The following is a 23,893-nucleotide window of genomic DNA, read 5'->3' as shown; positions in this document are numbered from 1 at the left end:
CCTGTCAGCCCAGTTCAATCATGCCCCAGAAAGGGATGCATTTGTCGTATTGCAGCCACACGAGTTTCAGCGCACCGCGCCGACGGCGCCCTGCGCTGCGTCGGCTCGCTCGCATGATACTGGCGGCAGGCATGGCATTCTCGCTGCCGGTGCAGGCAGCGGTACACGGCATGGCGCCGACACTGCTGTGGCCGTACGCCGCCGCCAGCGCCACCGCCCTGGCGGGACTGGCTTGCTGGCAAGCCTGGCGGCTGCGGCAACGACTGCGCCACCGGCTCCTGCCCGCACATGCCCTGAGCGAACAGGATGCGGGGCAAGCCTTGCGCGGCGCGGCCCTGACTGGCTGGACCTGGCGGCGCCAGTCCGACCGCTTGCAGTTCGCGCCCCAGTACCAGGACGTGCTGGGCGACAAGAACGCCAGGCTCGACCATACACTGGCCGACTGGCTGGCCGAAGTGCACCGCGACGACCGCGCGCGCCTGAGTCTTACATTTCGACAACATCTGGATGGCCAGGCGCACGGCACCTTCAATTGCGAATTCCGTTTGCGCCACAGCGACGGCCACTGGCGCTGGCTGCTGGCGCGCGGCGCCGTGCTGGCACGCGCCTCGGATGGCGCCGCTACGCAGGCCAGCGGCATCGTCTGCGATATCAGCGAGCGCAAGCAGGACGAGCAATCGCGCATGCGCTCGATGCTGGAAGCGGCGCCCGAAGCCATGCTGGTGGCAGACGTCGAGGGCAAGGTGCATTACGCCAACCAGATCGGCGCGCGCTGTTTCGGCTATCCGCTGGCCGAATTGACGGGCATGTCACTGGAACAACTGGTACCGGAAAGCACGGCCAACCACTCCGTGAGCGACCCGCAAGCGCGGCACAGCCTGCCGGGCCGGGTGATGATGGCGCGCCGCCGCGACGGCACGCATTTCCCCGCCAAGGTCAGCCTGTCGCCGCTGCGCATGGCCGGGCAAGTGTTTTCCATCGTCTCGCTGCGCGACATGACGCAGCGCCAGCGCGCCGAAGAAGCCCTGCACGCCAGTTCGGAACGCTACCGCCTGATCGTGCAAACGGCGGCCGAAGGCATCTGGATGACGGATGCGGACGGCAAAACCACCTTCGTCAATCCGAAGATGGCGCACATGCTGGGCTATACGGTGCAGGAAATGCTGGGCCGTCCCCTGCTCGACTTCATGGACCGCGACAGCCAGTTGCTGATGCAGCGCCGCCTGGCCAGCCACGGCAGCTTCGCCAGCCAGCCGGACCAGGTCGACTTCCGCTTCTTCCGCAAGGACTTGTCCAGCCTGTGGGGCTTGCTGTCGAGTACCAGTATCCAATCGGACAATGGCGAGCCGGGCGGCACGCTGGCGATGATTACCGACATCACGGAACGGCGCCAGGCGTCGATCGCGCTGTCCAATTCCAGCCAGCGCATGGCCTCCGTGTTTGGCGCCGTGACGAATGGCCTGGTGGTGCAGGACAGCCACGGCCACATCCTGGAAAGCAACGCCGCCGCCGAGCGCATGCTGGCGGCCAGTCCGGCCGGCAATAGCCTGTGGCAAGCCATCCACGAAGACGGTTCCGCCTTCGACCAGCGCAGCCATCCCGTGCACATCACGCTGTCGACGGGTGTCGCCATGCGCGACGTGCTGATGGGCGTGCAGCAGCCCGACGGCAGCCTGTCGTGGCTGTCCGTGAATACCGAGGCCATCCGCGATGAATACGGCAAGGTGGGCATGGTGGTGGCCAGCCTGACGGACATCACGTATCACAAGCGCAGCGAGAGCGCCTTGCGCGAACTCAATGAACATCTGGAAGAGCGCGTGGCGCAGCGCACGGAGCAGCTCGACCAGGCCAAGCAGGTGGCCGAAGAGGCCAGCCTGGCGAAGGGCCAATTCCTGGCCAACATGAGCCATGAAATCCGCACGCCGATGAATGGCGTGATCGGCATGGCGTATCTGGCCCTCAAAACAGACCTGGAACCGCGCCAGCGCGATTACCTGGAAAAAATCCGCTTCGCCGGCGAGCATTTGCTGGGCATCATCGACGATATCCTCGACATCTCGAAAATCGAGGCGGGCAAGCTGGAAATCGAGCGCGTCAACTTCAGTTTCGACCACGTGGTGCAAACCCTGATGACGGTGGTGGCGCCGCGCGCCGCCGGCAAGAACCTGGAACTGCTGTTCGAGATCGACCCGCAATTGCCGGCCGTGCTGGTGGGCGACCCGCTGCGCCTGGGGCAAGTACTGATCAACTACGCCAATAACGCCATCAAGTTCAGCGAACAGGGCAGCATTACCGTGAAAGTGCGCAAGGTGGTGGCGGACGCCAGGCACTGCCTGGTGCGCTTCGAAGTGTGCGACCACGGCATCGGCCTGTCGCAGGACGAAATGAGCAAGTTGTTCCAGTCCTTCCAGCAAGCCGACACCTCCACCACGCGCGAATATGGCGGCACGGGCCTGGGCCTGGCCATCTGCAAGCAGCTGGCCCAGCTGATGGGTGGCGACGTGGGCGTCGACAGCCGCCCCGGCGCCGGCAGCACCTTCTGGTTCACGGCCAACCTGGGCATTTCCGACCAGGCGGCGCCGGCCATGCTCGACAGCATGGCGCAGACGGCAGCGGCCATGCGCGCCAGCGCCGACGCCGCCCTGGTCTTGCGCACGCTCAAGCATGCGCGCATCCTGCTGGTGGAAGACAACACCTTCAACCAGCAAGTGGCGCTGGAATTGCTGGAGGAAGCGGGCGCCTCCGTCTGCCTGGCCAACAATGGCGAAGAGGCGCTCGACCTGCTGCGCCAGACGCAGTTCGACTGCGTGCTGATGGACGTGCAGATGCCGTTGATGGATGGCTTGCAAGCGACGCGCCACATCCGCGCCGACCCGCAGCTGGCGCATCTGCGCGTGCTGGCCATGACGGCCACGGCCACCAGTGAAGACCGCGTGCGCTGCCTGGAGGCGGGCATGGACGATTTCATTTCCAAACCGATCCAGCCGGCCATGATGTACCAGACCATCGCCAGCTGGCTGCCGGCGCGCGAGACACCGCCGCCGCCCGCGCGCAGCCGCGCCGCGCCCGCCTTCAAGACCACCCTGGCCGGCGACCCGCAAGTGATCGACCTGTCCATCCTGGCCAAGTTGCTGGGTTACAACCCGGAGAAGGTGCGCAAATTTGCCTTCAAGTTCCTGCAGACGACGCAGGATGGCTTTGGCGACATCGATGCGGCCCTGGCGCGCGGCGACGTGCACCAGGTACGCGAACTGGGGCACCGCATCAAGTCGTCGGCGCGCACCGTGGGGGCCCTGGGGCTGGCCGAACTGTGCCAGAACCTGGAAACCCTGGCGCCGGGCGAACCGGCCGACGAGGCTGAGCGGGCACAACGCATCGTGGCGCGCCTGTGGCCCCTGCTGGAGCTGATTACCGAACAAATCATGAATAACACCAGCTTTGCCAATGACGATTAGCTACCGCCAAATCACCTTACGGCAAGGTATCGGCATCGACAACGATGCAGCATATCAATAGAAAGACAGGACGATGAATACTGTATCAAACCAAGCAAGCCGGGAACACAACGAAGCAGGCCTGGCGCCGTTGCGCGTGCTGCTGCTGGACGATGATGTCTTCATGCTCGACGTGCTCAGCGACATGCTCGAACAAATGGGCCCGTTCGACATCCGCTGCGAATCGCACAGCGAACAGGCGCTGTCGGCCCTGAAGCAGCACCAGCCCGACCTGCTGATCTGCGACCTGTCCATGCCCGACATCGACGGCATCGAATTTCTGCGCATGGCGGCGGAGAATGGCTTCCGCGGCGGCGTAGTGTTGCTGTCGGGCCTGCATTCGGCCGTGCGCCTGGCGGCCGAACGCCTGGCCGTGGCCAATGGCCTGCATATATTAGGCACCTTCCGCAAGCCGATGGAAAGCGCGGAATTGCAGCTGATGGTGAACTTGCAATTGCAGCACACGGCCCGCCAGGCCAGCGTACAGGCCTGAGCGCGGAGGAGGGCCGGAGGGCGGGCACGGCGCTGCGGGCCAGCAGGCATGCGGCTTTGCCGCCCTGCCGGCACGCGCGGTGGCGATATGCCTCAAGTTTTTCTGCAATAATCGCCACGCTTTGAAAAAATGGGTTATTATTTCAGCCATCCCCGCCTGCATACCTCTGGTCGCACCTTCCAAGAATATTGAATTTGTGCCCATTGCCCCCATCTGCTAGCTGCATTCCAGGAAGCATGGATGGCGAACCAGCGTATGGTGAATCCCAGGCATTATTGATCCCACCCTCATTTGAGGAAAATATGAGCGAAAATATCAAACACATTAGCGATGCATCTTTTGAAGCAGACGTCCTGAAATCCGACTTGCCCGTCCTGGTGGACTTCTGGGCGGAGTGGTGCGGTCCCTGCAAGGCCATCGCCCCGATCCTGGAAGAAGTGGCCAAGGAATACGCCGGCCGCATCGTGATCGCCAAGATGGACGTGGACGCCAACCAGGCAGTGCCTGCCAAGTTCGGCATCCGCGGCATCCCGACCCTGATCCTGTTCAAGGATGGTGTCGCAGCTGCCCAAAAAGTGGGCGCCATGGCCAAGGGCCAGTTGACCGCTTTCGTCGACAGCAACATTTAATGTATGATAGGCAGCGCTGCGCCCGCAGCGCCGCCTGACTGGAACCACCGGGAAGCGGCTTTGCCATCATTCGTGCACAGCCTGCCCCAATAATTAATCAACGCCACGCAGTCCCCTCCCCTACCTTTACATCCCGTCTCGGGACACTCAACACATATGCATTTATCCGAACTAAAGGCCCTACACGTATCCGCCCTGCTTGAGATGGCGATCGGTCTTGACATTGACAACGCAGCCCGCTTGCGCAAACAGGAGCTGATGTTCGCTATCCTGAAAAAACGCGCCAAGTCCGGCGAACAGATTTTTGGCGACGGCGCCCTGGAAGTGCTGCCAGACGGCTTCGGCTTCCTGCGCTCGCCTGACGCCAGCTACATGGCGTCCACCGACGACATTTACATCTCCCCTTCGCAAATCCGCCGCTTCAATCTGCACACCGGCGATTCGATCGAGGGCGAGGTACGGACCCCGAAAGATGGCGAACGCTATTTCGCATTGGTCAAAGTCGACAAGGTCAACGGCGAATCGCCGGAGATGTCGAAACACCGCATCCTGTTTGAAAACCTGACGCCGCTGCACCCGAACGAGCCGCTGCGCCTGGAACGTGAAATGAATGGCCAGGAAAACATCACCGGCCGCATCATCGACCTGATCGCCCCGATCGGCAAAGGCCAGCGCGGCTTGCTGGTGGCATCGCCGAAATCCGGTAAATCCGTGATCCTGCAGCACATCGCGCATGCGATCACCGCCAATCACCCGGATATCACGCTGATCGTGCTGCTGATCGACGAACGTCCGGAAGAAGTGACCGAAATGCAACGCTCCGTGCGCGGTGAAGTCGTCGCCTCGACCTTCGACGAGCCGGCCACGCGCCACGTGCAAGTAGCCGAGATGGTGCTGGAAAAAGCCAAGCGCCTGGTCGAAATGAAAAAAGACGTGGTCATCCTGCTCGACTCGATCACCCGTCTGGCCCGTGCCTACAACACCGTCATCCCTGCCTCGGGCAAGGTCCTGACCGGTGGTGTCGACGCCAACGCGCTGCAACGTCCAAAACGCTTCTTCGGCGCCGCGCGCAATATCGAAGAAGGCGGCTCGCTGACCATCATCGCCACGGCGCTGATCGAAACGGGTTCGCGCATGGATGACGTGATCTTTGAAGAATTCAAGGGTACCGGCAACATGGAAGTGCATCTGGAACGCCGCCTGGCTGAAAAACGCGTCTATCCGGCAATTAACCTGAACAAATCGGGTACCCGCCGCGAAGAACTGCTGATCAAGCCGAACGAGCTGCAAAAGATCTGGATCCTGCGCAAGTTGCTGTACTCGATGGACGAGATCGAGGCGATGGAGTTCATTCTCGACAAGATGAAGGCGACCAAAAACAACGCCGAATTCTTCGACATGATGCGCCGCGGCGGCTGATTTCCGGGGTCAGACCCGCCGGGTCTGACCCCAGCCCTCCCGCGCAAGCCGCTCATCGAGCGGCTTTTTTATTGCCGCCGGCCCGAAAGCGCTATATAATCGACGGTTGCATTATTTTAAACCCTGGCAAGTGATCGGCAATCGGGTCAAGAAGCAAGACGACCGACGAAGTGCTGTTTGGCTACCTACTTAGAGAGAATCCCATGAAAGTCGATACCCATCCAGAATACCGCGAAGTTGTTTTCCACGACCTGTCGTGCGATTTCAAATTCGTTACCCGCTCGACCATCCAAACCCGCGAAAAAATCACCCACGACGGTAAAGAATACCCACTGGTGAAGATCGAGGTTTCGGCTGAATCGCACCCATTCTTCACGGGCAAGCACAAAATCGTCGATACCGCTGGTCGCGTCGAGAAGTTCCGTCAGAAGTTCGGTACCGTTGGTTCGAAAACCGCAGTCGCAGCAGGCTGATTTTTGCCGCTTGGCGGCAAAAAAGGGCAGCTTCGGCTGCCAGAGAAAAGGCAGCCACGGCTGCCTTTTTTGTCTTTGGCCGCTTTACTTTATACTCGCGCATACCCGACGCCATTCGTCGCGTCTTGCCACTATTCTGATACCGATTATCGATGAAGCCAGTCCGCCTTCCCGCCGCTGCCACACTCGCGCTGCCACGATGGGCCTTGTTTGCGCTTGGCCTGCTGTACATCCTGCCTGGCCTGATCGGCCGCGAACCGTGGAAGAACGATGATGCCGCCAGTTTCGGCATCATGTGGACCATGGCACATGGCGGCCTGAACGACTGGCTGTGGCCCAACGTGGCCGGCTTGTCCTGGCCCGAGGAAGGCCCGCTGGCCTTCTGGCTGGGCGCCATTTTCATCAAGCTGTTCGGCTGGATCGACGGCGACGTCTTCGGCGCACGCATGTCGACCATCGGCATCTTCGTCGTCAGCACCCTGTCCGTCTGGTACACCGCCTTCAACCTGGGCCGCCGCAATGACGCCCAGCCCCTGCGCCTGGCCTTCGGCGGCCAGCCCGAGCCGGACGATTTCGGCCGCACCCTGGCCGATGCCGCCGTACTGATCTACCTGGGCTGCCTGGGCTTGCTGCAGCACAGCCACGACATCACGGCCGAAGCGCTGCATGTGTCGCTGATGGCCTATATGCTGTACCGCGCCGTGCGCTATGTGGAAGGTGCGTCCATGCGCAATGCCGCCCTGCTGGGCCTGGCGCTGGGCGGCCTGACCCTCACGCGCGGCTGGATCACGCCGGCGGCGCTGAGCATCGCCCTGCTGCTGTGCACCGTCTTCCTGCGCCTGCCGCTGCTGCGCAGCGTGCGCCACCTGGCGCTGGCCGTGCTCGTGGCCATCGCACTGACCCTGGTCTGGCTGTTGCCGGGCGAACTGCTGCAACCATACGGCCATTCGCCGCTGCAGGCATGGATGGAGTGGAATGGCCGCCAGTTCAGCGCCCCGAGCCTGAAAAGCCTGCAATATTTCTTGCGTGTCGGCATCTGGTTCTTCTGGCCCGCCTGGCCGTTCGCCGCCTGGGCCGTGTATGCCTGGCGCCGCCAGCACCACGTGCTGCACATCGTCGTGCCGCTGACCTTTGTCGCCATGCTGGCCATCCTGGGCCTGTGCCACCCTGATCCCGAACCGAGCCAGCTGTTGCCCCTGCTGCCGCCGCTGGCCGTGATGGCCGCGTTTGGCCTGCTGACCATGAAACGGGGCGCCATCAACGCCATCGACTGGTTCTCCGTGATGGTGCTGACCATCTGCGCCCTCGTACTGTGGCTGTTCTGGTTCGCCATCCTGACGGGCTGGCCGCCGCAACAGGCCCACAATGCACTGAAACTCGTGCCAGGATTCAAGCCCGAGCTGGAACTGGTGGCCTTCTTCGTGGCCGCCGGCGTCACAGCCGGCTGGATCGCCCTGGTGCACTGGCGCATCTCGCGCCAGCCTGCCGTGCTGTGGCGCGCCGTGGTGCTGTCGTCCGGCGGCCTGATCCTGATCTGGGTCCTGATCATGACCTTGTTCCTGCCGCCGCTGAACTACAGCAAGAGCTACGCCAGCGTGGCGCACCAGATTTCCGTCCACCTGCCTCCAGGCAGCAAGTGCATCAACAGCAACGTCGGCGCCGCCCAGCGCGCCTCGTTCGCCTACTACGGCCACCTGCCGTTTGCCAGCGTAGAGCAGCAGCAATGCGATGTGTTCTTGTTGCAAGACAGCATCAAGGTTCCTGACAGCAAGGAACAGCTGCCCGAGCATCACGGCGCGGACTGGATCAAGCTATGGGAGGGCCGCCGTCCCACCGACAATGTGGAGCGCTTCCGCCTGTACCAGCGCGTCAGGTAACCCACGAAAAAACCGGGCATGTCCCGGTTTTTTCTTGCCCGCCAGGCCAGCCTCGAGCATAGATAAAATGTTGCCTTTAACTATAGTCAATTAGCTAAAATGAACGACAATTGCTTTTTATATTATAATGTCGTCCAGCGCGATGGCGGTGTACTTGCTTTCCCGCCCTTCCGTCCCTATTACTAGAGAATATTTATGACATTTTTTGCCTCACGCACCTTGCCGCTCATCAGCGCCGCCCTGTTCGCTTTCTCCTTCAGCGCCTCGGCCCAGGCGACCGTGATTGACCTCGGCGTCGCCAACGGCTACTCGGCCTTCATCTTCGGCAACATCGGCAGCAGCAACGCCAGCGGCTTTACCAGCGTCGGCGGCAGCCTGGCCGCTGGCGGCAGTATCTACCTGGACGGCTACAGCGTCGGCACGAACAAGAAGCCGGGCAGCGCCGCCAACACGCTGGTCGCCGGTAGCAACCTGAACATCGGCGGCGGCAGCATCAACGGCACGGGCGTCTATGGCGTGAGCAATGCCAACGGCAGCGTGACAGCGCCATCGTGGTACCCAACGGGCACCTTCAGCAAGGGCAATGCCTCCACCCTGGACTTTGCAGCTGCCCAGCAGCAACTGACGACCCTGTCGGGCGATGTGGCCAAACTGCAATCGACCGGCACCGTGATCTCGCAAAACGGCAACATGACCCTGGTAGGCAATGCCAACGCCGACGTGAATATTTTCAATATCGATGCGTCGAACCTGCATAACCTGACGTTGAACCTGTCCTCGCTGAAAAGCACGGCCAGCATCATCATCAACGGCACCGCCACCAGCATCACCATGAGCGGCGGCTTCGACAATTTCGCCAGCTTCGCCAACCGCACGCTGTTCAACTTCGCCAACGCCACCACCACCAGCCTGCAGAACGTCGGCATCAACGGCAGCATCCTGGCGCCGAACGCCGCGTTTTCCGGTTCGGGCAGCATGAACGGCACGCTGGTCGCCAATTCGGTCAGCTCGATCAATTATGGCCACGTCTCGATGAACGGCTCCGGCTTTAACACGGTCAACGTCTCGGCCGTGCCGGAACCCGGCACCTGGGCCATGCTGCTGGCCGGCCTGGGCTTGCTGGCCTTCATGCGCCGCCGCACGCCAGCGCGCGCACCGCAAGCACAACTGGCATAAGCTTTACGCTAAAGCAATAAAAAACACCGGGCCGCGCGAGCGTCCCGGTGTTTTTTTATGTGCTGGCGAAACGATTACTCCGCGCTCAGCCCCAGATCCGTGGCAACTTGCTGGCGCAACAAATATTTCTGGATCTTGCCCGTCACCGTCATGGGAAATTCCTCGACGAAGCGCACATAGCGGGGAATCTTGTAATAGGCGATCTGCCCCTCGCAAAACGCGCGGATATCCTCGCTGGTGGCCTGCGTGCCCGGCCGCAGGATGATGCAGGCGCACAACTCCTCGCCATACTTGGCATCGGGCACGCCCACACATTGCACGTCGAGCACGCTTGGGTGGCGGTACAGGAATTCCTCCACCTCGCGCGGATAGATGTTTTCGCCGCCACGGATGACCATGTCCTTCGAGCGGCCGACGATGCTGCAAAAGCCGTTGGCGTCGATGACGGCCAGGTCGCCCGTGTGCATCCAGCGCGCCGCGTCGATGGCCTCATTTGTTTTTTCCGGGTCGCCCCAGTAGCCCTGCATCACGGAATAACCGCGCGTGAGCAATTCGCCCTTTTCGCCGCGCGGCACGATCCGGCCTTCCGCATCGACGATTTTCACTTCCAGGTGCGGATGGACACGGCCGATGGACGACACGCGCATTTCGCGCGGGTCTTCGATCGCCGTCTGGAAGCTGACGGGCGACGTTTCCGTCATGCCATACGCGATGGTAATTTCGGCCATGTGCATCAGTTCGATGACCCGCGTCATGACTTCCATCGGGCACGGCGAGCCGGCCATGATGCCGGTGCGCAAAGTCGACAGATCGTATTGTTTGAAATCAGGATGGTCGAGGATGGCGATGAACATGGTCGGCACGCCATGCAGCCCCGTGCAGCGTTCGGCTTGCACTGTTTCCAGCACCGCCTTCGGATCGAAACCTTCGCCCGGGAACACCATGGCCGCGCCATGCGTGACGCAAGCCAGGTTGCCCAGCACCATGCCGAAACAGTGGTACAGGGGCACGGGAATGCACAAGCGGTCCCGCTGCGTCAGGCGCATGGCTACACCGATGAAAAAACCGTTGTTCAGGATATTGTGGTGCGTCAAGGTGGCGCCCTTGGGCGCGCCCGTGGTGCCGGAGGTGAACTGAATGTTGACGGCGTCGTCAAACTGCAAGGTGGCGCTCACTTCGGTCAGGTGCGCCAGGTCGGCCTCCGTGATGCCCTCCATCACCGCGTCGAAGTTATGCATGCCTGGCGTGGCGGCCGCGCCCAGGCGGATGACGTGGCGCAATTGCGGCAGGCGCGGCGACTGCAGGGCGCCCGCGCGCGAACGGGCGATCTCCGGCACCACGTCCTGCACGATGGCCAGGTAATCGCTGGACTTGAAGCTGGGCGACAGGATCAGCGCGCTGCATTGCACCTTGTCGAGCACGTATTCGAGTTCCGAACGCCGGTAGGCGGGGTTGATGTTGACCATGATCAAACCGGCTTTCGCCGTGGCAAACTGGGTCAGCACCCATTCGGCACAGTTTTGCGACCAGATACCGATGCGGTCGCCCGGCTGCAAGCCCAGCTTCAGCAAGCCGGCGGCCAGCCGGTGCACGCGCTGCTGGAATTCGGCATAGGTCCAGCGCACGTTCTGGTGCGCCACGATCAGGGCATCGTGCTGGCCGTAGCGCTCGGCGACGCCGTCCAGGTAAGCGCCTATCGTTTCGCCGATCAACGGCGTCTCGTGGGCGCCATGTACATAACTCATTGCTTGCATGCTGTCTCCGGGGTGGGTGGCGCGACGCGCTCTTGTTATCATCTTCGATGCTGAAAATTATAGCCGCAACCGCCCCCGCCCGGCATCGGCTTGCTGTAATGTGCAGGCCAGCACACCAGACACTTACTGCTCCATGACAGGCAACGCGCAGCAACCGCCCGAACAGGGCTTTATTTTGACCCGCCACTGGCGCGACACGCCCGCCGGCACGGAAGTCGATTTCTGGCTGGCAACAGACGCCGGGCCACGCCACGTGCGCCTGGCCGTGCAGACGGCCGTCGCCTTCCTTCCCATGGAGCAGCGCGAGCAGGCGGAGCTGTTGCTGCGCGGCGAGCGCCACGCCGAGCTGCGGCCCCTGTCGCTGTGCGATTTTCACCAGCGCCCCGTGCTGGGCTTATATTGCAAGCAATACCGGCACTTGCTGAAGCTGGAAAAGCAGTTGCGGGCCCACGGCGTCGACGTGTACGAAGCCGACATCCGCCCGCCCGAGCGCTACCTGATGGAGCGTTTCATTACGGCGCCGGTAACGTTCAGCGGGGAAACAGGACAGGAAGTACAGCTGAAACCGGCGCCAGGCTACCGGCCCAGCTTGAAACTGGCATCGCTCGATATCGAGACGACGGCCCATGGCGAGCTGTATTCGCTGGCCCTGGAAGGCTGCGGCCAGCGCCAGGTCTACATGCTGGGGCCGCCAAACGGCGTCGACGAGGAACGCGATTTCGACCTTGAATACTGTGACACGCGCGCACAAATCCTCGAACGCCTGAACGCGTGGATGGCGGAACACGATCCGGACGCCATCATCGGCTGGAACCTGGTGCAGTTCGATTTGCGCGTGCTCAGGGAACATGCGGAGCGCTACAACACACCGTTGAAGCTGGGACGGGGCGGCGCCGTGATGGAATGGCGCGAACATGGCGGCAAGCAGGAACACTATTTTGCCGCCGCGGCGGGACGGCTGATCATCGACGGCATCGAAGCCTTGAAATCGGCGACGTGGAATTTTTCCTCGTTCAGCCTGGAAAACGTGGCGCAGACGCTGTTGGGCGAAGGCAAGTCCATCGACAATCCCTACCAGCGCATGGCCGAGATCGACCGGCGTTTCCGTGAGGATAAACCGGCACTGGCGCGCTACAACCTCAAGGATTGCGAACTGGTCACGCGCATCTTCGCGAAAACCGAATTGCTGACGTTTTTGCTGGAACGGGCCAGCGTGACGGGCCTGGCGGCCGACCGCAGCGGCGGCTCCGTGGCCGCCTTCGAACATTTGTACTTGCCGCTGATGCACCGCCAGGGTTATGTGGCGCCCAACCTGGGCGATATCTCGGGCGACAACAGCCCGGGCGGTTTCGTCATGGATTCCCAGTCGGGCCTGTACGATTCCGTGCTGGTGCTCGACTACAAAAGCCTGTACCCGTCCATCATCCGCACCTTCCTGATCGACCCGGTGGGACTGGTGGTGGGCACCAGCGGCGACGAAGCCGATACCGTGCCCGGCTACCGGGGCGCGCAGTTTTCACGCGTGAAACACTGCCTGCCCGCCATCGTGGAACAAGTGTGGCAGGGGCGCGAGACGGCCAAGCGCGAGCGCAATGCGCCCCTGTCGCAAGCGTTAAAAATCATCATGAATGCGTTTTATGGCGTGCTGGGATCGAGTGGCTGCCGTTTTTTCGATCCGCGCCTGGCCTCGTCGATCACCCTGCGCGGCCACGACATCATGCACCGCACGCGCGAGCTGATCACTGCACAGGGGTATCAAGTGATCTATGGCGACACGGATTCCACGTTTGTGTGGCTGAAAACGGCGCATAGCGACGCAGAGGCGGGCAAGATCGGCCGCGCCCTGGTGACGCACGTCAACGCCTGGTGGGAGCGCCACCTGCGCGAGGAATTCGGCCTGGACAATGCGCTGGAGCTGGAATTCGAGACGCATTACCGGCGTTTCCTGATGCCCACCATCCGCGGCTCGGAAGAAGGCAGCAAGAAGCGCTATGCGGGCCTGGTCGGCAAGCCGGACGGCAGTGAACAGATGGTCTACAAGGGCCTGGAAACGGTACGCAGCGACTGGACGCCGCTGGCGCAGCAATTTCAGCAAGAGTTATACCGGCGCATCTTCCAGCGCGCCGCCTACCAGGATTATGTGCGCGACTACGTGGCGCGCACCGTGCGCGGCGAATGCGACGCTTTATTGGTCTACCGCAAGCGATTGCGCCGCCCCCTCGGCGATTACCAGCGCAATGTGCCGCCCCATGTGCGCGCGGCGCGCACGGCCGACGCCTACAACCTGGCGCAGGGACGGCCGCTGCAATACCAGAACGGCGGCTGGATCAGTTATGTCATCACGGTGGCGGGGCCGGAACCGCTGGAAACGCAGCGCTCGCCCATCGACTACCATCACTACCTGACGCGCCAGCTGCAGCCGGTGGCCGACGCGATCCTGCCCTTCCTGGGCGACGATTTTTCGCGCCTCGTGTCGGGGCAGCAGGATTTGTTTTAGGTCAATTTTACTGACCGGCATGGCCAAGCTGAGGTAATATCGGCGCCTGCCAGGCCAGTCCGCAGGCGCTGTGCGCCGGGGCAGCGTAAAATACGCCATGGCGAAAGAATAAGAGCTGCATGAAGAAGATGCCATTCCAGACGAGAATCGTTCGCAACATGATTTTCCCAGCTGAAATGGCGCATCATTTAACACTATGTTGAACCAGCGGGCAGTCGCACCAGCCATCTGCCCTGCTAATTTTTGAATGAATTGACACCATGACCGAGATCACGTCCTTAAGAGACATCCCGCAAAAAAATATCTTCCGCAAGGGCGACACCTTTGTGCTGTTCGGCGAGCTGTTCGGCCGCGGCTATGTGAATGGCTTGCTGGACGAAGCGCGCAAGGCGGGCATGAATATCGTCGGCATGACGGTCGGCCGCCGCGATGAAAACATGGCGCTGCGCCCGCTGAACGCGGAAGAACTGGCCGAAGCCGAAGCCAACCTGGGCGGGCGCATCATCAATGTGCCGCTGATGGCCGGTTTCGACCTCGACGCGCCAGCCGGCGAACCGACGCCGACGGCCCTGCTGGCCGACATGACCCTGAAAAGCTGGCAAGAAGACAAGCTGGACTGGGCGCAGATCGAACGCTGCCGCGAAGCCGGCATCGCCCGCTTCAGCGCTTCCGTGGCGAAAGCCATGGCGGAACTCGATAGCCTGATTCCTGACGGCAGCAATGTGTATTTCGCCCACACCATGGCGGGCGGCATTCCGAAAGTCAAAGTCTTCCTGGCCATTGCCAACCGCATCTACAAAGGCCGCGGCGAGCGCTTCATGTCCTCGCGCGCCCTGCTCGACAGCGACCTGGGCAAATTGATCCTGATGAACTTCGACGAAGTCACGGCCAACACCCTGCAGCACCTGATCGACGGCAGCGCCGCCATCCGCGCGCGCATCGAGCAAACGGGCGGCCAGGTGCGCTACAGCGCCTACGGCTACCACGGCACCGAGATCTTGATCGACGACAAATACCAGTGGCAAACGTATAGCAACTACACGCAGGGCCTGGCCAAGATGCGCCTGGAAAACGTGGCCAAGGCGGCGTGGGAAAAAGGCATCAAGGCCACCGTCTTCAACTGCCCGGAAATCCGCACGAATTCGTCCGACATTTTTGTCGGCGTGGAACTGTCGCTGTTCCCCCTGCTCGTCGCGCTGAAAAAAGAAGGCGGCGGCGCCTGGGCCGAAGAGCAATGGAAAATCTGCCAGGGCTTGCTGGAAGACGGCGTCTCGCTGCAAGACTTGCTCGACCGTATCGCCACCTACAACGGCGACGCCACCAGCGTGCAGTTCCGCAACTTCGCCGCCTGGCCGATGGACAACACGCCAGAACTGGCCGACGTCATGATCGGTACCTCGGACGACATCACCAAGCTGCACAAGGACCGCAAGGAACTGATCACCGACCACCTGAGCTCGCTGGTCCTGGAAGGCACGGGCCCGCTGATGTTCCACACCATGTCGGAACCGCCAGCACCCGTCATCTGGCTCAACCACGACATCATCGCGCGCCAGCTGAACTCGGTTCACAACTGAGCCTGATGTAGCGCAAGGCAAGCTGCACCACACCGACGGCCCGGCTCATCCCCGGGCCGTCGGCGTTTCCGGTGCCGACTTACGCGCGCACGATCGACACGCCGCCATCGGCCAGCAGCGCCGTGCCGGTGGTGAAGCTGGACGCATCGGACGCCAGGTACAGCGCCGAGCGGGCGATCTCGTCCGGCGTAGCCAGGCGCTTCAAGGCATGCAAGCCCGCCACGAAGGCCTGCGCCTCGGGCGTATTTGCCACGGCCCGTCCCAAGGGCGTGTCGGTGCCGCCCGGCAGCAGGGCATTCACGCGGATGCCCGCCGCGCCATACTCGGCCGCCAGGGCCTTCGTCAAACCGATCACGCCCGCCTTGCTGGCCGCATACGCGGCCATGCCGGCCATGCCCAGCGTATAGCCGACAAACGTCGAAGTAAAAATCAGCGAGCCGCCGCCACGCGCCGCCATGGCGGGCAGCTGGTACTTGGCCGCCAGGAAGGCACTGGTGAGATTGGTATTGAGCACTGCTTGCCAATCTTCCAGGGCAAGCTCCGGCGTGGGCCCCATGGGCCCCAGAGTGCCCGCATTATTAAAAGCGATATCGAGGCCGCCAAAGCGTTGCAGTGCCAGCGCCACGGCCCCTTGCGCGCAGGCCGCGTCGCCCACATCGCCGGCGCAGGCCACGGCTTGCGCGCCGCCGTGCGCCAGCTGCGCCACCAGCGCATTGAGTTCCTTCCGCCGCCGCGCCACCAGCACCAGTTGCGCGCCATGGCGGGCGAACAGCCGCGCCGCCGCATGGCCGATGCCCGAGCTGGCGCCCGTGATGATGGCGACCTTGTTTTTCAGTTGTTGCATGGGGTATCCCTCCAGGTAGTGAAGGGATACGATAGGACGGCTGGCCAGACGCGGCACTCCGCTTCTTGCGCTGGAATCAGCGTCTCCAAGGATGCTACATGCTGGTGTAAAACACACGCCAAGCATAAAACTTGCCAGATTGTGACAAATCAGTGATAATGCGTCTCGCGTTGCCGGGATGGCGGAATAGGTAGACGCACGGGACTCAAAATCCCGCGCTGGAAACAGCGTGCCGGTTCGATTCCGGCTCCCGGCACCACAGAACACATCAAAGAAGTACCGATAAAGCCATTAAATCCAATGTAATCAAGGATTTAGTGGCTTTTTTCTTGTCCGTTCATTCCGAGCACCAGCGATTGTTTCCGATAGCGCTGCAGCGAGGCGCGCCATGACCCGCCTGCCGCTGCTGCCCTGGCAGCATCACTGCATCTGCCGGTGATTCCTTGCCATCATGAGTAGCTCATTTCCAGACCGGCCATCCTGACAACGAAGAAGGTGACGATCCCCAAGGCCAGGAGCAACAGCATGAAGACTGCGACCACCTTGCCGCTGGCGCGCAGCACCGCGCGATTCTGCTTCGCCTTATCCTGATCCTTCTTCCCTTGATCGTAATGCCACTTGATGGCGAAGAACATGCCCGTGCCGAGCACGAGAGCCTTGAAGGTAACTAAGACTATGGGGGTCCAATCGATCATTTTGCGTATTTCCAGTCTATTACTTGACACTATCTATCGTAAGGAGCACTGCCTCAAAACGCTGCTTCGGCAGCTTCTGTTCCAACCATCCCCCAGGCATCCTGTTTGACTCTTTCATTATAGCCACCTATGAAATAACAATGGCAGCGGGCGCAGTGATGGGCCAGAGAGGAGACAACGTCAGCGACTGCGATGCAAGGATGCTGCTGTACGTTCTGAAGCATACTACTTCAAAACAATTTCCATACATCGAGACAAAATGTCCCAGTTGAAAACCATGCAAGATGACCATTTGGCTATCTGCTTGCCGTGATTGGCCGGGAACAAGGGCGCGGGCACAGCAGCAGGGAAGCCGCCTCCTCCGGCTAGCCGAACGGCCGTACGCCAAACAGCACGCCGTGCAGCCAGAACGCCAGCAGCAGCCACAGCGCGACCCCGGCGCCGATGGCGATCAAGGTGCCTGGCATGGTGCCGCCCTGGTAGCGGGTGCCGGCCGCTCGGTCGCGTCGCACGGCGGCATGCAGATCCACTGACGACCAGGCGAGGAAGCCGCCGAACAGCAGCACGTCGGCCACGCTGCCGTTGGCCAGCAGATGCGCCACGGCCCAGAGTTGGGTGCCCAGCAGCATGGGGTGGTGCACCCAGGTCTTGATGCGGTTGCGCGGCACATTGGCCGCCGCCAGTAAAATCAGCGAGAACAGCATCAGCAGACCGCTGGCGTGGCGCAAGCCCATGGGCGGCGTCCACAGCACCAGCGCGTGCTGGCGCGCCAGGGCATAGCCCCAGATGATCAGGCCCAGCCCGGCAAACGCCACGAGCGAATACAGCCCCTTCCAGCGCTTTTCGCCGAGACGCGCCAGTTGGGCGCTGCGCCAGCCGTCGGCGACGATGCGCACCGAGTGCAAGCCCAGGAACAGCAGCAAACCGAGTATCAGCACCGTCATCGTCTTCCCTTCCAGTCAATAGCAGCGAGCATAGACGACGCCATGGCCGGCGTCGTCCGCCCAGATCAACGTTCCTCGCGATAGTAGTCGCAGCCCTCGAACGTGGTGCGCAGCGCCTGCTGCAGCTGGGCGTAGCGCTCCGGCGTCAGGTTGAAACGCACGTCGATCTGGCCATCGTCATCCATCTGCATGGCCGCCTCGGCATCCATCTGCACGGACAAGCGGTTCGGATGCAGGATCACGGCATGCATGTGGCCATACCAGGCAAATTCCTGGCCGCCATATTCAATATAGGGTTCGTCCATGCCCATGGCGACGTCCTGCTCGTCATACTCGTCGGCGCGCTGCAGCATCAGGTAGACGGGTTCGCCTTTGCCGGCCGGCGCGGCCAGGGTGGTGATCAGGGCGTCGTCTTCATTCATGACGGACAACTCGGTGGCGGTAAATCCTGCGGACATGGCGTGCTTTCAACAAATAGGGGGATGACGCCACCATAGCGCAAAAGCGCTGCAAACAACATGGCGCGCGGCGAATAAAGCGTGCCGCCTATAATGGTCATTCCATCCATATTGCACAGGAGAGCGCCTTGACCGCAACATCGCCCTACACCATCCGCCTGGCCATTCCCGCCATCGCCACCTACCAGCTGCTGCGCGTTGCCGCCGGCCTGAGCGCGAAAAGCACGGAGGCGGCGGCCAAGGGCTTGCCCAACTCCCTGTTTGCCGTGCAAGTGCTGCTGGGCGACGAGGTGGTGGGCATGGGCCGCATCATCGGCGATGGCGGCTGCTTCTTTCAGGTGGTCGATATCGCCGTGCTGCCGGCCCACCAGGGCAAGGGCCTGGGCAAGCGCATCATGCGCGAGATCATGCAATTCATCGAGACGGACGTGCCGCCAAGCGCGTATGTCAGCCTGATCGCCGATGGCCAGGCGCAAGACCTGTATGCGCAATTCGGTTTCAGGCACACGGCGCCCGCCTCCGTCGGCATGGCGCTGGTACGCTAGTGCCGGCCTGGCTGGCTGCCAGCATGGCGCTGGCGCTGCTGCTGAGCGCCGCCGCCTGGCGCGCCGAGCGCCTGCTGCAGCGGCGCGGACGCACGACGCGCTGGCTGTGGCTGGCGGCCATCGCCGCGTCGGCCATCGCGCCCCTGGCGTGGCTGCCCGGCGTGCTGGCGGCCATGCCGCCGGAGCAGGCGCAGCTGAAACTGGGCTGGTTTGTCTTATCCAGCGGCATGCTGATACTGCTGGCGCTACGCAGCGTCTGGCTGCTGTCGCACCAGCGCCGCTGGCAGAAAACATCGTTACTGGGCACCCCCGTGTACTTGAGCGGCGGCATCGGCCCCTGCGTGGCGGGCCTGCTGCGGCCGCGCATCGTGATGCCCGTCTGGCTGCAACTGATTCCTCCCCGACAACAGGCGCTGCTGCTGGCACACGCACAATGCCGGCTGGCAGCGCGCGACCCGCAGCTGCTGGCCCTGGCCTACGCCTTGATCGTGCTCATGCCGTGGAACCTGCCCCTGTGGTGGCAGCTGCACCGGCTGCGCTTTGCCATCGAAGTCGATTGCGACGCGCGCATGCTGGCGCACGGCCACGCGTTGCGCGACTATGCCACGGTGCTGCGTCGGCACGGCCAGTATTACTCGGGCTTGACGGGCGCCGCACCCATCGTGCTGGGCGACCCGCGCGCACTGCGCCGGCGCCGCCATCTGATGGCCAGATTTACCGGGAAGCCGGCGGCGAACTTGCTATAGTAGCGGCAACGCCGCGCGGCGCGCCCGAGTTCCCGGCTCCCCCCTTAGAAATCAGAGAGATACCATGCTTTACCTGCTTGCCATCGTGATCGTCATCGCCCTGCTGTACTACGTCTTCAGCGGCCGCACGCCCGCCAAACCGCTGCACAAGCCACTCATGTCCGTGCGCCAGTATGTGCCGGCGATTCCCGCAGGCGCACCGGCGCACCACTGGAACGACGAGGGGCGCTTTGCGTCGGAAGTGGAAAACGAAGCGATGTACCAACCCGCCATCGCCACACTGGCCGGCGAACACGGCCCCGGCAACGCGGAAGAAAAATGCCTGGCCCTGCTCGTCTGCGACGACGCCAATCCGTTCCAGGACAAGGCCATCGCCGTCTTCATCGATGGCCAGCTGGTCGGCTACCTGTCGCACAACGACGCCCTGCGCCTGCGCCGCAACCTGGGCCGCCAGGACCTGGTCGGCCAGCTGACCTCGTGCGACGCCGTCATCCGCGGCGGCGGCCTGTGGAACGGCAAGCGCCTGTCGTATGCCGTGTGGCTGGACTTGCAGCCCTACAATTAAGTGAACTCCCGCCACGGCCAGCGTTGTTGCGTCACACAAGAAAGTGCCGGACAGATGGCGCCGGCGCCGATGCAGACCACTGGAAGGGCAAGGAGTTCGAGACCATTATCGCCGGCAGGGGGATCGGCATTTTGATGCACATCAAATAGCTCACCATTTATTGGCGAAGACCTTGCAGATGGCCATGGCCCGTGTTTTTTTGACCCATATCAAGTTCAGCATAAGAAAACCGCCATCCGGCACGGCAATGCTGGACTTGCCCGTGTTGCCGTTCTAGCCTTGTTGCCATCCTGACTACCGAGTGACACCATGGCTTACAAATCCATCCTCGTCCACGCCGACCTGTCGCGCCATGCGCCGCAGCGCATCGCCATCGCGGCGCGGCTGGCGCACGCGCAGCAGGCGCACCTGATCGGCGCGGCGATGACGGGCCTGTCGCGCTTTACCCTGGAAAACAACCGTGGCATGCGCGGCGGCGCCGTGGCGGCGCAGATCAACGCGCTGCACGGGCAGGCGGAGCAGGCGCTGGATCAGTTCGAAACGCTGGCGCGCCAGGCCGGCGCCGTCTCGCTCGAGCGGCGCCTGATCGAAGACGATGCAGATGGCGGCATGGCCGTCAGCGCCCGCTACAGCGACTTGACGGTGCTCAGCCAGCACGACGCCAGCGAAGCGCTGCCCGGCGCCATGAGCGACCTGGTGCCGTATGTGATGCTCAACGCGGCCCGCCCCGTGCTGATCGTGCCGCGCAGCGGACAATTTACGGAAGTCAACAACACCGTGGTGGTGGCCTGGGATGGCAGCATGGAAGCGACGCGCGCCATCGGCCACGCCCTGCCGCTCTTGCGCGCGGCGCGCCTGGTGGTGCTGGCCCTGCTGCACCCGCCGGCCGGCCATGCGCAGCCGGCCCGCCATCCGGGCGCCGACATCGCCGCCTACCTGAGCCGCCATGGCGTGCCCGTCGAAGTGCGTCCCGCCATCGCCACGGGCGACATCGGCGCGGCGCTGCTGGCCATGGCCGCCGAGGTGCAGGCGAACCTGCTGGTGATGGGCGGCTACGGCCACGCGCGCTTCCGCGAAATCCTGCTGGGCGGCGTGACGGAAACCGTCTTGCGCCAGATGACCTTGCCCGTGCTGATGGCGCACTGACGTAAAAAAACCGCGCCACCCTGGCGGATGGCGCGGCTTTTACCGAAGAACAGCTAGCGCTTAGACTTTACGTTGCGCTACGGCATCGACGACGCACAAGGCCGTCATGTTGACGATACGGCGCACGGTGGCCGATGGCGTCAGGATGTGCACAGGCTTGGCGCAGCCGAGCAGGATCGGGCCCACGGCGATACCGTTGCCGGCGGCCGTTTTCACCAGGTTGTAGGCGATGTTGGCCGACTCGATATTCGGCATGACCAGCAGGTTGGCATCGTGCTTCAGTGCCGAGTTTGGCATGATTTTTTCACGCAGCTTGCTGTCGAGGGCCGTATCGCCGTGCATTTCGCCGTCGATTTCCAGGTCCGGCGCGCGTTCCTTGATGATGGCCAGCGCGGCGCGCATCTTTTGCGCCGAGGCGCTGTCGCTGGAACCGAAGTTCGAATGCGACAGCAGGGCCGCGCGCGGCGACAGGCCGAAACGGGTCATCTCTTCGGCGGCCATGATGGTGATCTCGGCCAATTGCCCGGCGTCCGGGTTTTCGTTGACGTGCGTGTCGACCATCACCAGCTGGCGCTCCGGCATGATCAGGACGTTCATGGCCGCGTAGACATTGCTGCCGGCGCGCTTGCCCAGCACCTGGTCGATGTATTTCAGGTGCAGCTGGGTGGTGCCGAAAGTGCCGCAGATCATGCCGTCGGCATCGCCCTTGTGGATCATCATCGAACCGATCAGGGTATGGCGGCGGCGCATTTCCAGCTTCGCGTATTCCTCGGTGACGCCTTTGCGGCTGGTCATCGCGTAATACGTGTTCCAGTAATCGCGATAGCGCTCGTCGAAGTCCGGGTTGATGACGTCGAAGTCGACGCCTTGCTTGAGACGCAGGCCGAACTTCTGGATGCGCGCTTCGAGCACGGGTGGACGGCCCACCAGGATAGGACGCGCCAGTTTTTCATCGACCACCACTTGCACGGCGCGCAGCACGCGCTCCTCTTCGCCTTCGGCGTAGACGATGCGTTTGAGTTCGGCCGGCGTGGATTTGGCCATCAGGAACAGCGGCTTCATGAAAGTGCCGCTGCGGTAGACGAATTGCTGCAGGCTGTCCGCGTACGCTTGCAAGTCCTTGATCGGACGCGTGGCGACGCCCGATTCCTCGGCCGCCTTGGCCACCGCTGGCGCGATCTTGATCAGCAAACGCGGATCGAACGGCATCGGAATCAGGTATTCAGGACCGAACGACAGGTTGCTGATGCCGTAGGTGGTGGCGACGATGTCGGACTGCTCGGCATGCGCCAGGTCGGCGATCGCGTGCACCACGGCGATTTCCATTTCGCGCGTGATCGTCGTCGCGCCGCAATCGAGGGCGCCGCGGAAGATGTACGGGAAGCACAGCACATTGTTGACCTGGTTCGGATAGTCCGAACGGCCCGTGGCGATGATGGCGTCGCTGCGCACGGCCTTGACTTCTTCCGGCAGGATTTCCGGATTCGGATTGGCCAGCGCCAGGATCAGCGGGTTCGGCGCCATCTTGCGCACCATGTCTTGCTTCAGCACGCCGCCGGCGGATACGCCAAGGAAGATGTCGGCGTCCGGGATGACTTCACCCAGGGTGCGCAGCGGCGTGTCTTGCGCGAAGCGTTCCTTGTCCGGGTCCATCAGTTCCGTGCGGCCCTTGTAGACGACGCCGGCCAGGTCGGTGACGTAGATGTTTTTCAGCGGGAAGCCCAGGTCGACGATCAGGTCCAGGCAGGCCAGCGCCGCGGCGCCCGCGCCCGACACGACCAGTTTGCAATCCTCGATTTTCTTGCCGACGGCTTTCAGGCCGTTCAGGATGGCCGCGCCGACGATGATGGCGGTGCCGTGCTGGTCGTCATGGAAGACGGGAATCTTCATGCGGTCGCGCAGCTGGCGCTCGATGTAGAAGCACTCGGGCGCCTTGATGTCTTCCAGGTTCACGCCGCCGAAGGTCGGTTCCAGCGAAGCGATGATGTCGACCAGCTTGTCCGGGTCCATCTCGTTGATTTCGATGTCGAAGACGTCGATGCCGGCGAATTTCTTGAACAGCACGCCCTTGCCTTCCATCACCGGCTTGGCGGCCAGCGGGCCGATATTGCCCAGTCCCAGCACGGCCGTGCCGTTGGTGATGACGGCCACCAGGTTGCCGCGCGCCGTATATTTATAGGCATTCGCCGGATCGATGACGATTTCTTCGCACGGAGCTGCCACACCTGGCGAGTAGGCCAGCGCCAGGTCGCGCTGGTTGGTCAGTTGTTTGGTGGGCGTCACGCTGATTTTGCCGGGGCGCGGGCACTCGTGATATTCGAGTGCGGCCAAGCGCAATTGTTGACGCAATTCTTCTTTTTTATCAGATGACGAATCCATGCTGTGCAGCCTTCCTGTTTGGTCGATCGGGTGTTCCGGATTTTATCAGACCGATTCTTTCAATTAGCTAGGTATTTTCCGCTAGCCACAGTCTGATATCACGAAAACGCATAACCTAGCATTGTAAGGCCGTCCGGCGGCACAAACGTGCTGAGCAGGAAAAACTATCAAATTTTAGATTT

General features: G+C 62.4%; 20 protein-coding genes and 1 tRNA gene. 14 read left to right on the top strand and 7 right to left on the bottom strand.

Going from position 1 to position 23,893, the window contains the following annotated elements:
- Nucleotides 1–131: 131 nt before the first annotated feature.
- The 7 genes from ACP7DW_RS01585 (at nucleotide 132) to ACP7DW_RS01555 (ending at nucleotide 9,561) form a co-directional block, all read left to right on the top strand.
- Entirely contained in the window at nucleotides 132–3,455 is a 3,324-nt protein-coding gene (locus ACP7DW_RS01585; protein WP_426053682.1) for a PAS domain S-box protein, read from the top strand.
- 73 nt (nucleotides 3,456–3,528) lie between these two features.
- Nucleotides 3,529–3,987 carry a response regulator gene (locus ACP7DW_RS01580; RefSeq protein WP_282407855.1) on the top strand — a complete coding sequence of 153 codons (459 nt, stop codon included), beginning with the start codon at nucleotides 3,529–3,531 and terminating at the stop codon, nucleotides 3,985–3,987.
- A gap of 302 nt (nucleotides 3,988–4,289) precedes the next feature.
- Nucleotides 4,290–4,616 (top strand): thioredoxin TrxA, encoded by a 327-nt coding sequence (gene trxA / locus ACP7DW_RS01575; protein WP_071075390.1) that lies wholly within the window; start codon nucleotides 4,290–4,292, stop codon nucleotides 4,614–4,616.
- Between the two features lie 156 nt (nucleotides 4,617–4,772).
- Nucleotides 4,773–6,035: a transcription termination factor Rho gene (rho, locus tag ACP7DW_RS01570; protein WP_034746249.1), complete on the top strand. Its 1,263-nt coding sequence runs from the start codon at nucleotides 4,773–4,775 to the stop codon at nucleotides 6,033–6,035.
- A gap of 203 nt (nucleotides 6,036–6,238) precedes the next feature.
- A complete protein-coding gene (locus ACP7DW_RS01565) occupies nucleotides 6,239–6,508 on the top strand; it encodes a type B 50S ribosomal protein L31 (RefSeq protein ID WP_010401544.1) in 270 nt (89 codons plus the stop codon).
- A gap of 152 nt (nucleotides 6,509–6,660) precedes the next feature.
- Nucleotides 6,661–8,385 (top strand): ArnT family glycosyltransferase, encoded by a 1,725-nt coding sequence (locus ACP7DW_RS01560; RefSeq protein ID WP_426053683.1) that lies wholly within the window; start codon nucleotides 6,661–6,663, stop codon nucleotides 8,383–8,385.
- Nucleotides 8,386–8,580: 195 nt separating this feature from the next.
- Nucleotides 8,581–9,561: a choice-of-anchor A family protein gene (locus tag ACP7DW_RS01555; protein ID WP_426053684.1), complete on the top strand. Its 981-nt coding sequence runs from the start codon at nucleotides 8,581–8,583 to the stop codon at nucleotides 9,559–9,561.
- A 74-nt stretch (nucleotides 9,562–9,635) separates the two neighbouring features.
- Here ACP7DW_RS01555 and ACP7DW_RS01550 read toward each other — a convergent pair whose 3' ends face one another.
- The gene (locus ACP7DW_RS01550) at nucleotides 9,636–11,315 is read right to left on the bottom strand and encodes an AMP-binding protein (protein WP_426053685.1); all 1,680 of its coding nucleotides are present in this window, start codon (nucleotides 11,313–11,315) and stop codon (nucleotides 9,636–9,638) included.
- Between the two features lie 133 nt (nucleotides 11,316–11,448).
- Between ACP7DW_RS01550 and ACP7DW_RS01545 the strand changes: the two genes are divergently transcribed.
- Nucleotides 11,449–13,812: a DNA polymerase II gene (locus ACP7DW_RS01545; RefSeq protein ID WP_426053686.1), complete on the top strand. Its 2,364-nt coding sequence runs from the start codon at nucleotides 11,449–11,451 to the stop codon at nucleotides 13,810–13,812.
- Nucleotides 13,813–13,819: 7 nt separating this feature from the next.
- Here the strand turns inward: ACP7DW_RS01545 and ACP7DW_RS01540 are convergent, their stop codons facing one another.
- Nucleotides 13,820–13,972 (bottom strand): hypothetical protein, encoded by a 153-nt coding sequence (locus ACP7DW_RS01540; protein ID WP_165829550.1) that lies wholly within the window; start codon nucleotides 13,970–13,972, stop codon nucleotides 13,820–13,822.
- 100 nt (nucleotides 13,973–14,072) lie between these two features.
- On the opposite strand from ACP7DW_RS01540, the gene ACP7DW_RS01535 reads away from it, so the two are divergent.
- Complete coding sequence (locus ACP7DW_RS01535; RefSeq protein WP_426053687.1) at nucleotides 14,073–15,389, top strand: enoyl ACP reductase FabMG family protein; 1,317 nt, start codon at nucleotides 14,073–14,075, stop codon at nucleotides 15,387–15,389.
- Between the two features lie 79 nt (nucleotides 15,390–15,468).
- Here ACP7DW_RS01535 and ACP7DW_RS01530 read toward each other — a convergent pair whose 3' ends face one another.
- Nucleotides 15,469–16,233 carry an SDR family oxidoreductase gene (locus tag ACP7DW_RS01530; RefSeq protein WP_426053688.1) on the bottom strand — a complete coding sequence of 255 codons (765 nt, stop codon included), beginning with the start codon at nucleotides 16,231–16,233 and terminating at the stop codon, nucleotides 15,469–15,471.
- 172 nt (nucleotides 16,234–16,405) lie between these two features.
- Between ACP7DW_RS01530 and ACP7DW_RS01525 the strand changes: the two genes are divergently transcribed.
- Nucleotides 16,406–16,492: transfer RNA gene (locus ACP7DW_RS01525), tRNA-Leu, on the top strand.
- A 190-nt stretch (nucleotides 16,493–16,682) separates the two neighbouring features.
- Here ACP7DW_RS01525 and ACP7DW_RS01520 read toward each other — a convergent pair.
- The 3 genes from ACP7DW_RS01520 to ACP7DW_RS01510 all read right to left on the bottom strand — a co-directional run bounded on the left by ACP7DW_RS01520 (nucleotide 16,683) and on the right by ACP7DW_RS01510 (nucleotide 18,330).
- The gene (locus tag ACP7DW_RS01520) at nucleotides 16,683–16,928 is read right to left on the bottom strand and encodes a hypothetical protein (protein ID WP_071075378.1); all 246 of its coding nucleotides are present in this window, start codon (nucleotides 16,926–16,928) and stop codon (nucleotides 16,683–16,685) included.
- A 365-nt stretch (nucleotides 16,929–17,293) separates the two neighbouring features.
- Nucleotides 17,294–17,872, bottom strand: a complete 579-nt coding sequence (locus ACP7DW_RS01515) for an NnrU family protein (protein ID WP_426053689.1) — start codon at nucleotides 17,870–17,872, stop codon at nucleotides 17,294–17,296.
- Nucleotides 17,873–17,937: 65 nt separating this feature from the next.
- Nucleotides 17,938–18,330, bottom strand: a complete 393-nt coding sequence (locus tag ACP7DW_RS01510; protein WP_071075376.1) for an Imm10 family immunity protein — start codon at nucleotides 18,328–18,330, stop codon at nucleotides 17,938–17,940.
- Nucleotides 18,331–18,458: 128 nt separating this feature from the next.
- Between ACP7DW_RS01510 and ACP7DW_RS01505 the strand changes: the two genes are divergently transcribed.
- The 4 genes from ACP7DW_RS01505 (at nucleotide 18,459) to ACP7DW_RS01490 (ending at nucleotide 21,332) form a co-directional block, all read left to right on the top strand.
- A complete protein-coding gene (locus ACP7DW_RS01505; protein WP_298402465.1) occupies nucleotides 18,459–18,875 on the top strand; it encodes a GNAT family N-acetyltransferase in 417 nt (138 codons plus the stop codon).
- The gene (locus ACP7DW_RS01500; RefSeq protein WP_426053690.1) at nucleotides 18,875–19,621 is read left to right on the top strand and encodes a M56 family metallopeptidase; all 747 of its coding nucleotides are present in this window, start codon (nucleotides 18,875–18,877) and stop codon (nucleotides 19,619–19,621) included. The genes ACP7DW_RS01505 and ACP7DW_RS01500 overlap by 1 nt, the downstream gene beginning before the upstream one ends.
- 64 nt (nucleotides 19,622–19,685) lie before the next feature.
- On the top strand, nucleotides 19,686–20,186 hold the full coding sequence (locus ACP7DW_RS01495) for a hypothetical protein (protein WP_426053691.1): 501 nt from the start codon (nucleotides 19,686–19,688) through the stop codon (nucleotides 20,184–20,186).
- A 309-nt stretch (nucleotides 20,187–20,495) separates the two neighbouring features.
- On the top strand, nucleotides 20,496–21,332 hold the full coding sequence (locus ACP7DW_RS01490) for a universal stress protein (protein ID WP_426053692.1): 837 nt from the start codon (nucleotides 20,496–20,498) through the stop codon (nucleotides 21,330–21,332).
- Between the two features lie 60 nt (nucleotides 21,333–21,392).
- Here the strand turns inward: ACP7DW_RS01490 and ACP7DW_RS01485 are convergent, their stop codons facing one another.
- Nucleotides 21,393–23,711, bottom strand: a complete 2,319-nt coding sequence (locus ACP7DW_RS01485; protein ID WP_298402473.1) for an NADP-dependent malic enzyme — start codon at nucleotides 23,709–23,711, stop codon at nucleotides 21,393–21,395.
- Nucleotides 23,712–23,893 lie beyond the last annotated feature (182 nt).

It is taken from the genome of Janthinobacterium sp. PSRC1-1 (assembly GCF_049897525.1).
Classification (GTDB): domain Bacteria; phylum Pseudomonadota; class Gammaproteobacteria; order Burkholderiales; family Burkholderiaceae_D; genus Janthinobacterium; species Janthinobacterium tructae.
This window is presented reverse-complemented; position numbering and strand designations above follow the sequence as displayed.

Excerpts from the sequence above, each read along its gene's own strand:
- ACP7DW_RS01585 (WP_426053682.1), top strand. The coding sequence starts at position 132 with ATGGCATTCTCGCTGCCGGTGCAGGCAGCGGTACACGGCATGGCGCCG.
- ACP7DW_RS01580 (WP_282407855.1), top strand. The coding sequence starts at position 3,529 with ATGAATACTGTATCAAACCAAGCAAGCCGGGAACACAACGAAGCAGGC.
- trxA (WP_071075390.1), top strand. The coding sequence starts at position 4,290 with ATGAGCGAAAATATCAAACACATTAGCGATGCATCTTTTGAAGCAGAC.
- rho (WP_034746249.1), top strand. The coding sequence starts at position 4,773 with ATGCATTTATCCGAACTAAAGGCCCTACACGTATCCGCCCTGCTTGAG.
- ACP7DW_RS01565 (WP_010401544.1), top strand. The coding sequence starts at position 6,239 with ATGAAAGTCGATACCCATCCAGAATACCGCGAAGTTGTTTTCCACGAC.
- ACP7DW_RS01560 (WP_426053683.1), top strand. The coding sequence starts at position 6,661 with ATGAAGCCAGTCCGCCTTCCCGCCGCTGCCACACTCGCGCTGCCACGA.
- ACP7DW_RS01555 (WP_426053684.1), top strand. The coding sequence starts at position 8,581 with ATGACATTTTTTGCCTCACGCACCTTGCCGCTCATCAGCGCCGCCCTG.
- ACP7DW_RS01550 (WP_426053685.1), bottom strand. The coding sequence starts at position 11,315 with ATGCAAGCAATGAGTTATGTACATGGCGCCCACGAGACGCCGTTGATC.
- ACP7DW_RS01545 (WP_426053686.1), top strand. The coding sequence starts at position 11,449 with ATGACAGGCAACGCGCAGCAACCGCCCGAACAGGGCTTTATTTTGACC.
- ACP7DW_RS01540 (WP_165829550.1), bottom strand. The coding sequence starts at position 13,972 with ATGTTGCGAACGATTCTCGTCTGGAATGGCATCTTCTTCATGCAGCTC.
- ACP7DW_RS01535 (WP_426053687.1), top strand. The coding sequence starts at position 14,073 with ATGACCGAGATCACGTCCTTAAGAGACATCCCGCAAAAAAATATCTTC.
- ACP7DW_RS01530 (WP_426053688.1), bottom strand. The coding sequence starts at position 16,233 with ATGCAACAACTGAAAAACAAGGTCGCCATCATCACGGGCGCCAGCTCG.
- ACP7DW_RS01520 (WP_071075378.1), bottom strand. The coding sequence starts at position 16,928 with ATGATCGATTGGACCCCCATAGTCTTAGTTACCTTCAAGGCTCTCGTG.
- ACP7DW_RS01515 (WP_426053689.1), bottom strand. The coding sequence starts at position 17,872 with ATGACGGTGCTGATACTCGGTTTGCTGCTGTTCCTGGGCTTGCACTCG.
- ACP7DW_RS01510 (WP_071075376.1), bottom strand. The coding sequence starts at position 18,330 with ATGTCCGCAGGATTTACCGCCACCGAGTTGTCCGTCATGAATGAAGAC.
- ACP7DW_RS01495 (WP_426053691.1), top strand. The coding sequence starts at position 19,686 with ATGCTTTACCTGCTTGCCATCGTGATCGTCATCGCCCTGCTGTACTAC.
- ACP7DW_RS01490 (WP_426053692.1), top strand. The coding sequence starts at position 20,496 with ATGGCTTACAAATCCATCCTCGTCCACGCCGACCTGTCGCGCCATGCG.
- ACP7DW_RS01485 (WP_298402473.1), bottom strand. The coding sequence starts at position 23,711 with ATGGATTCGTCATCTGATAAAAAAGAAGAATTGCGTCAACAATTGCGC.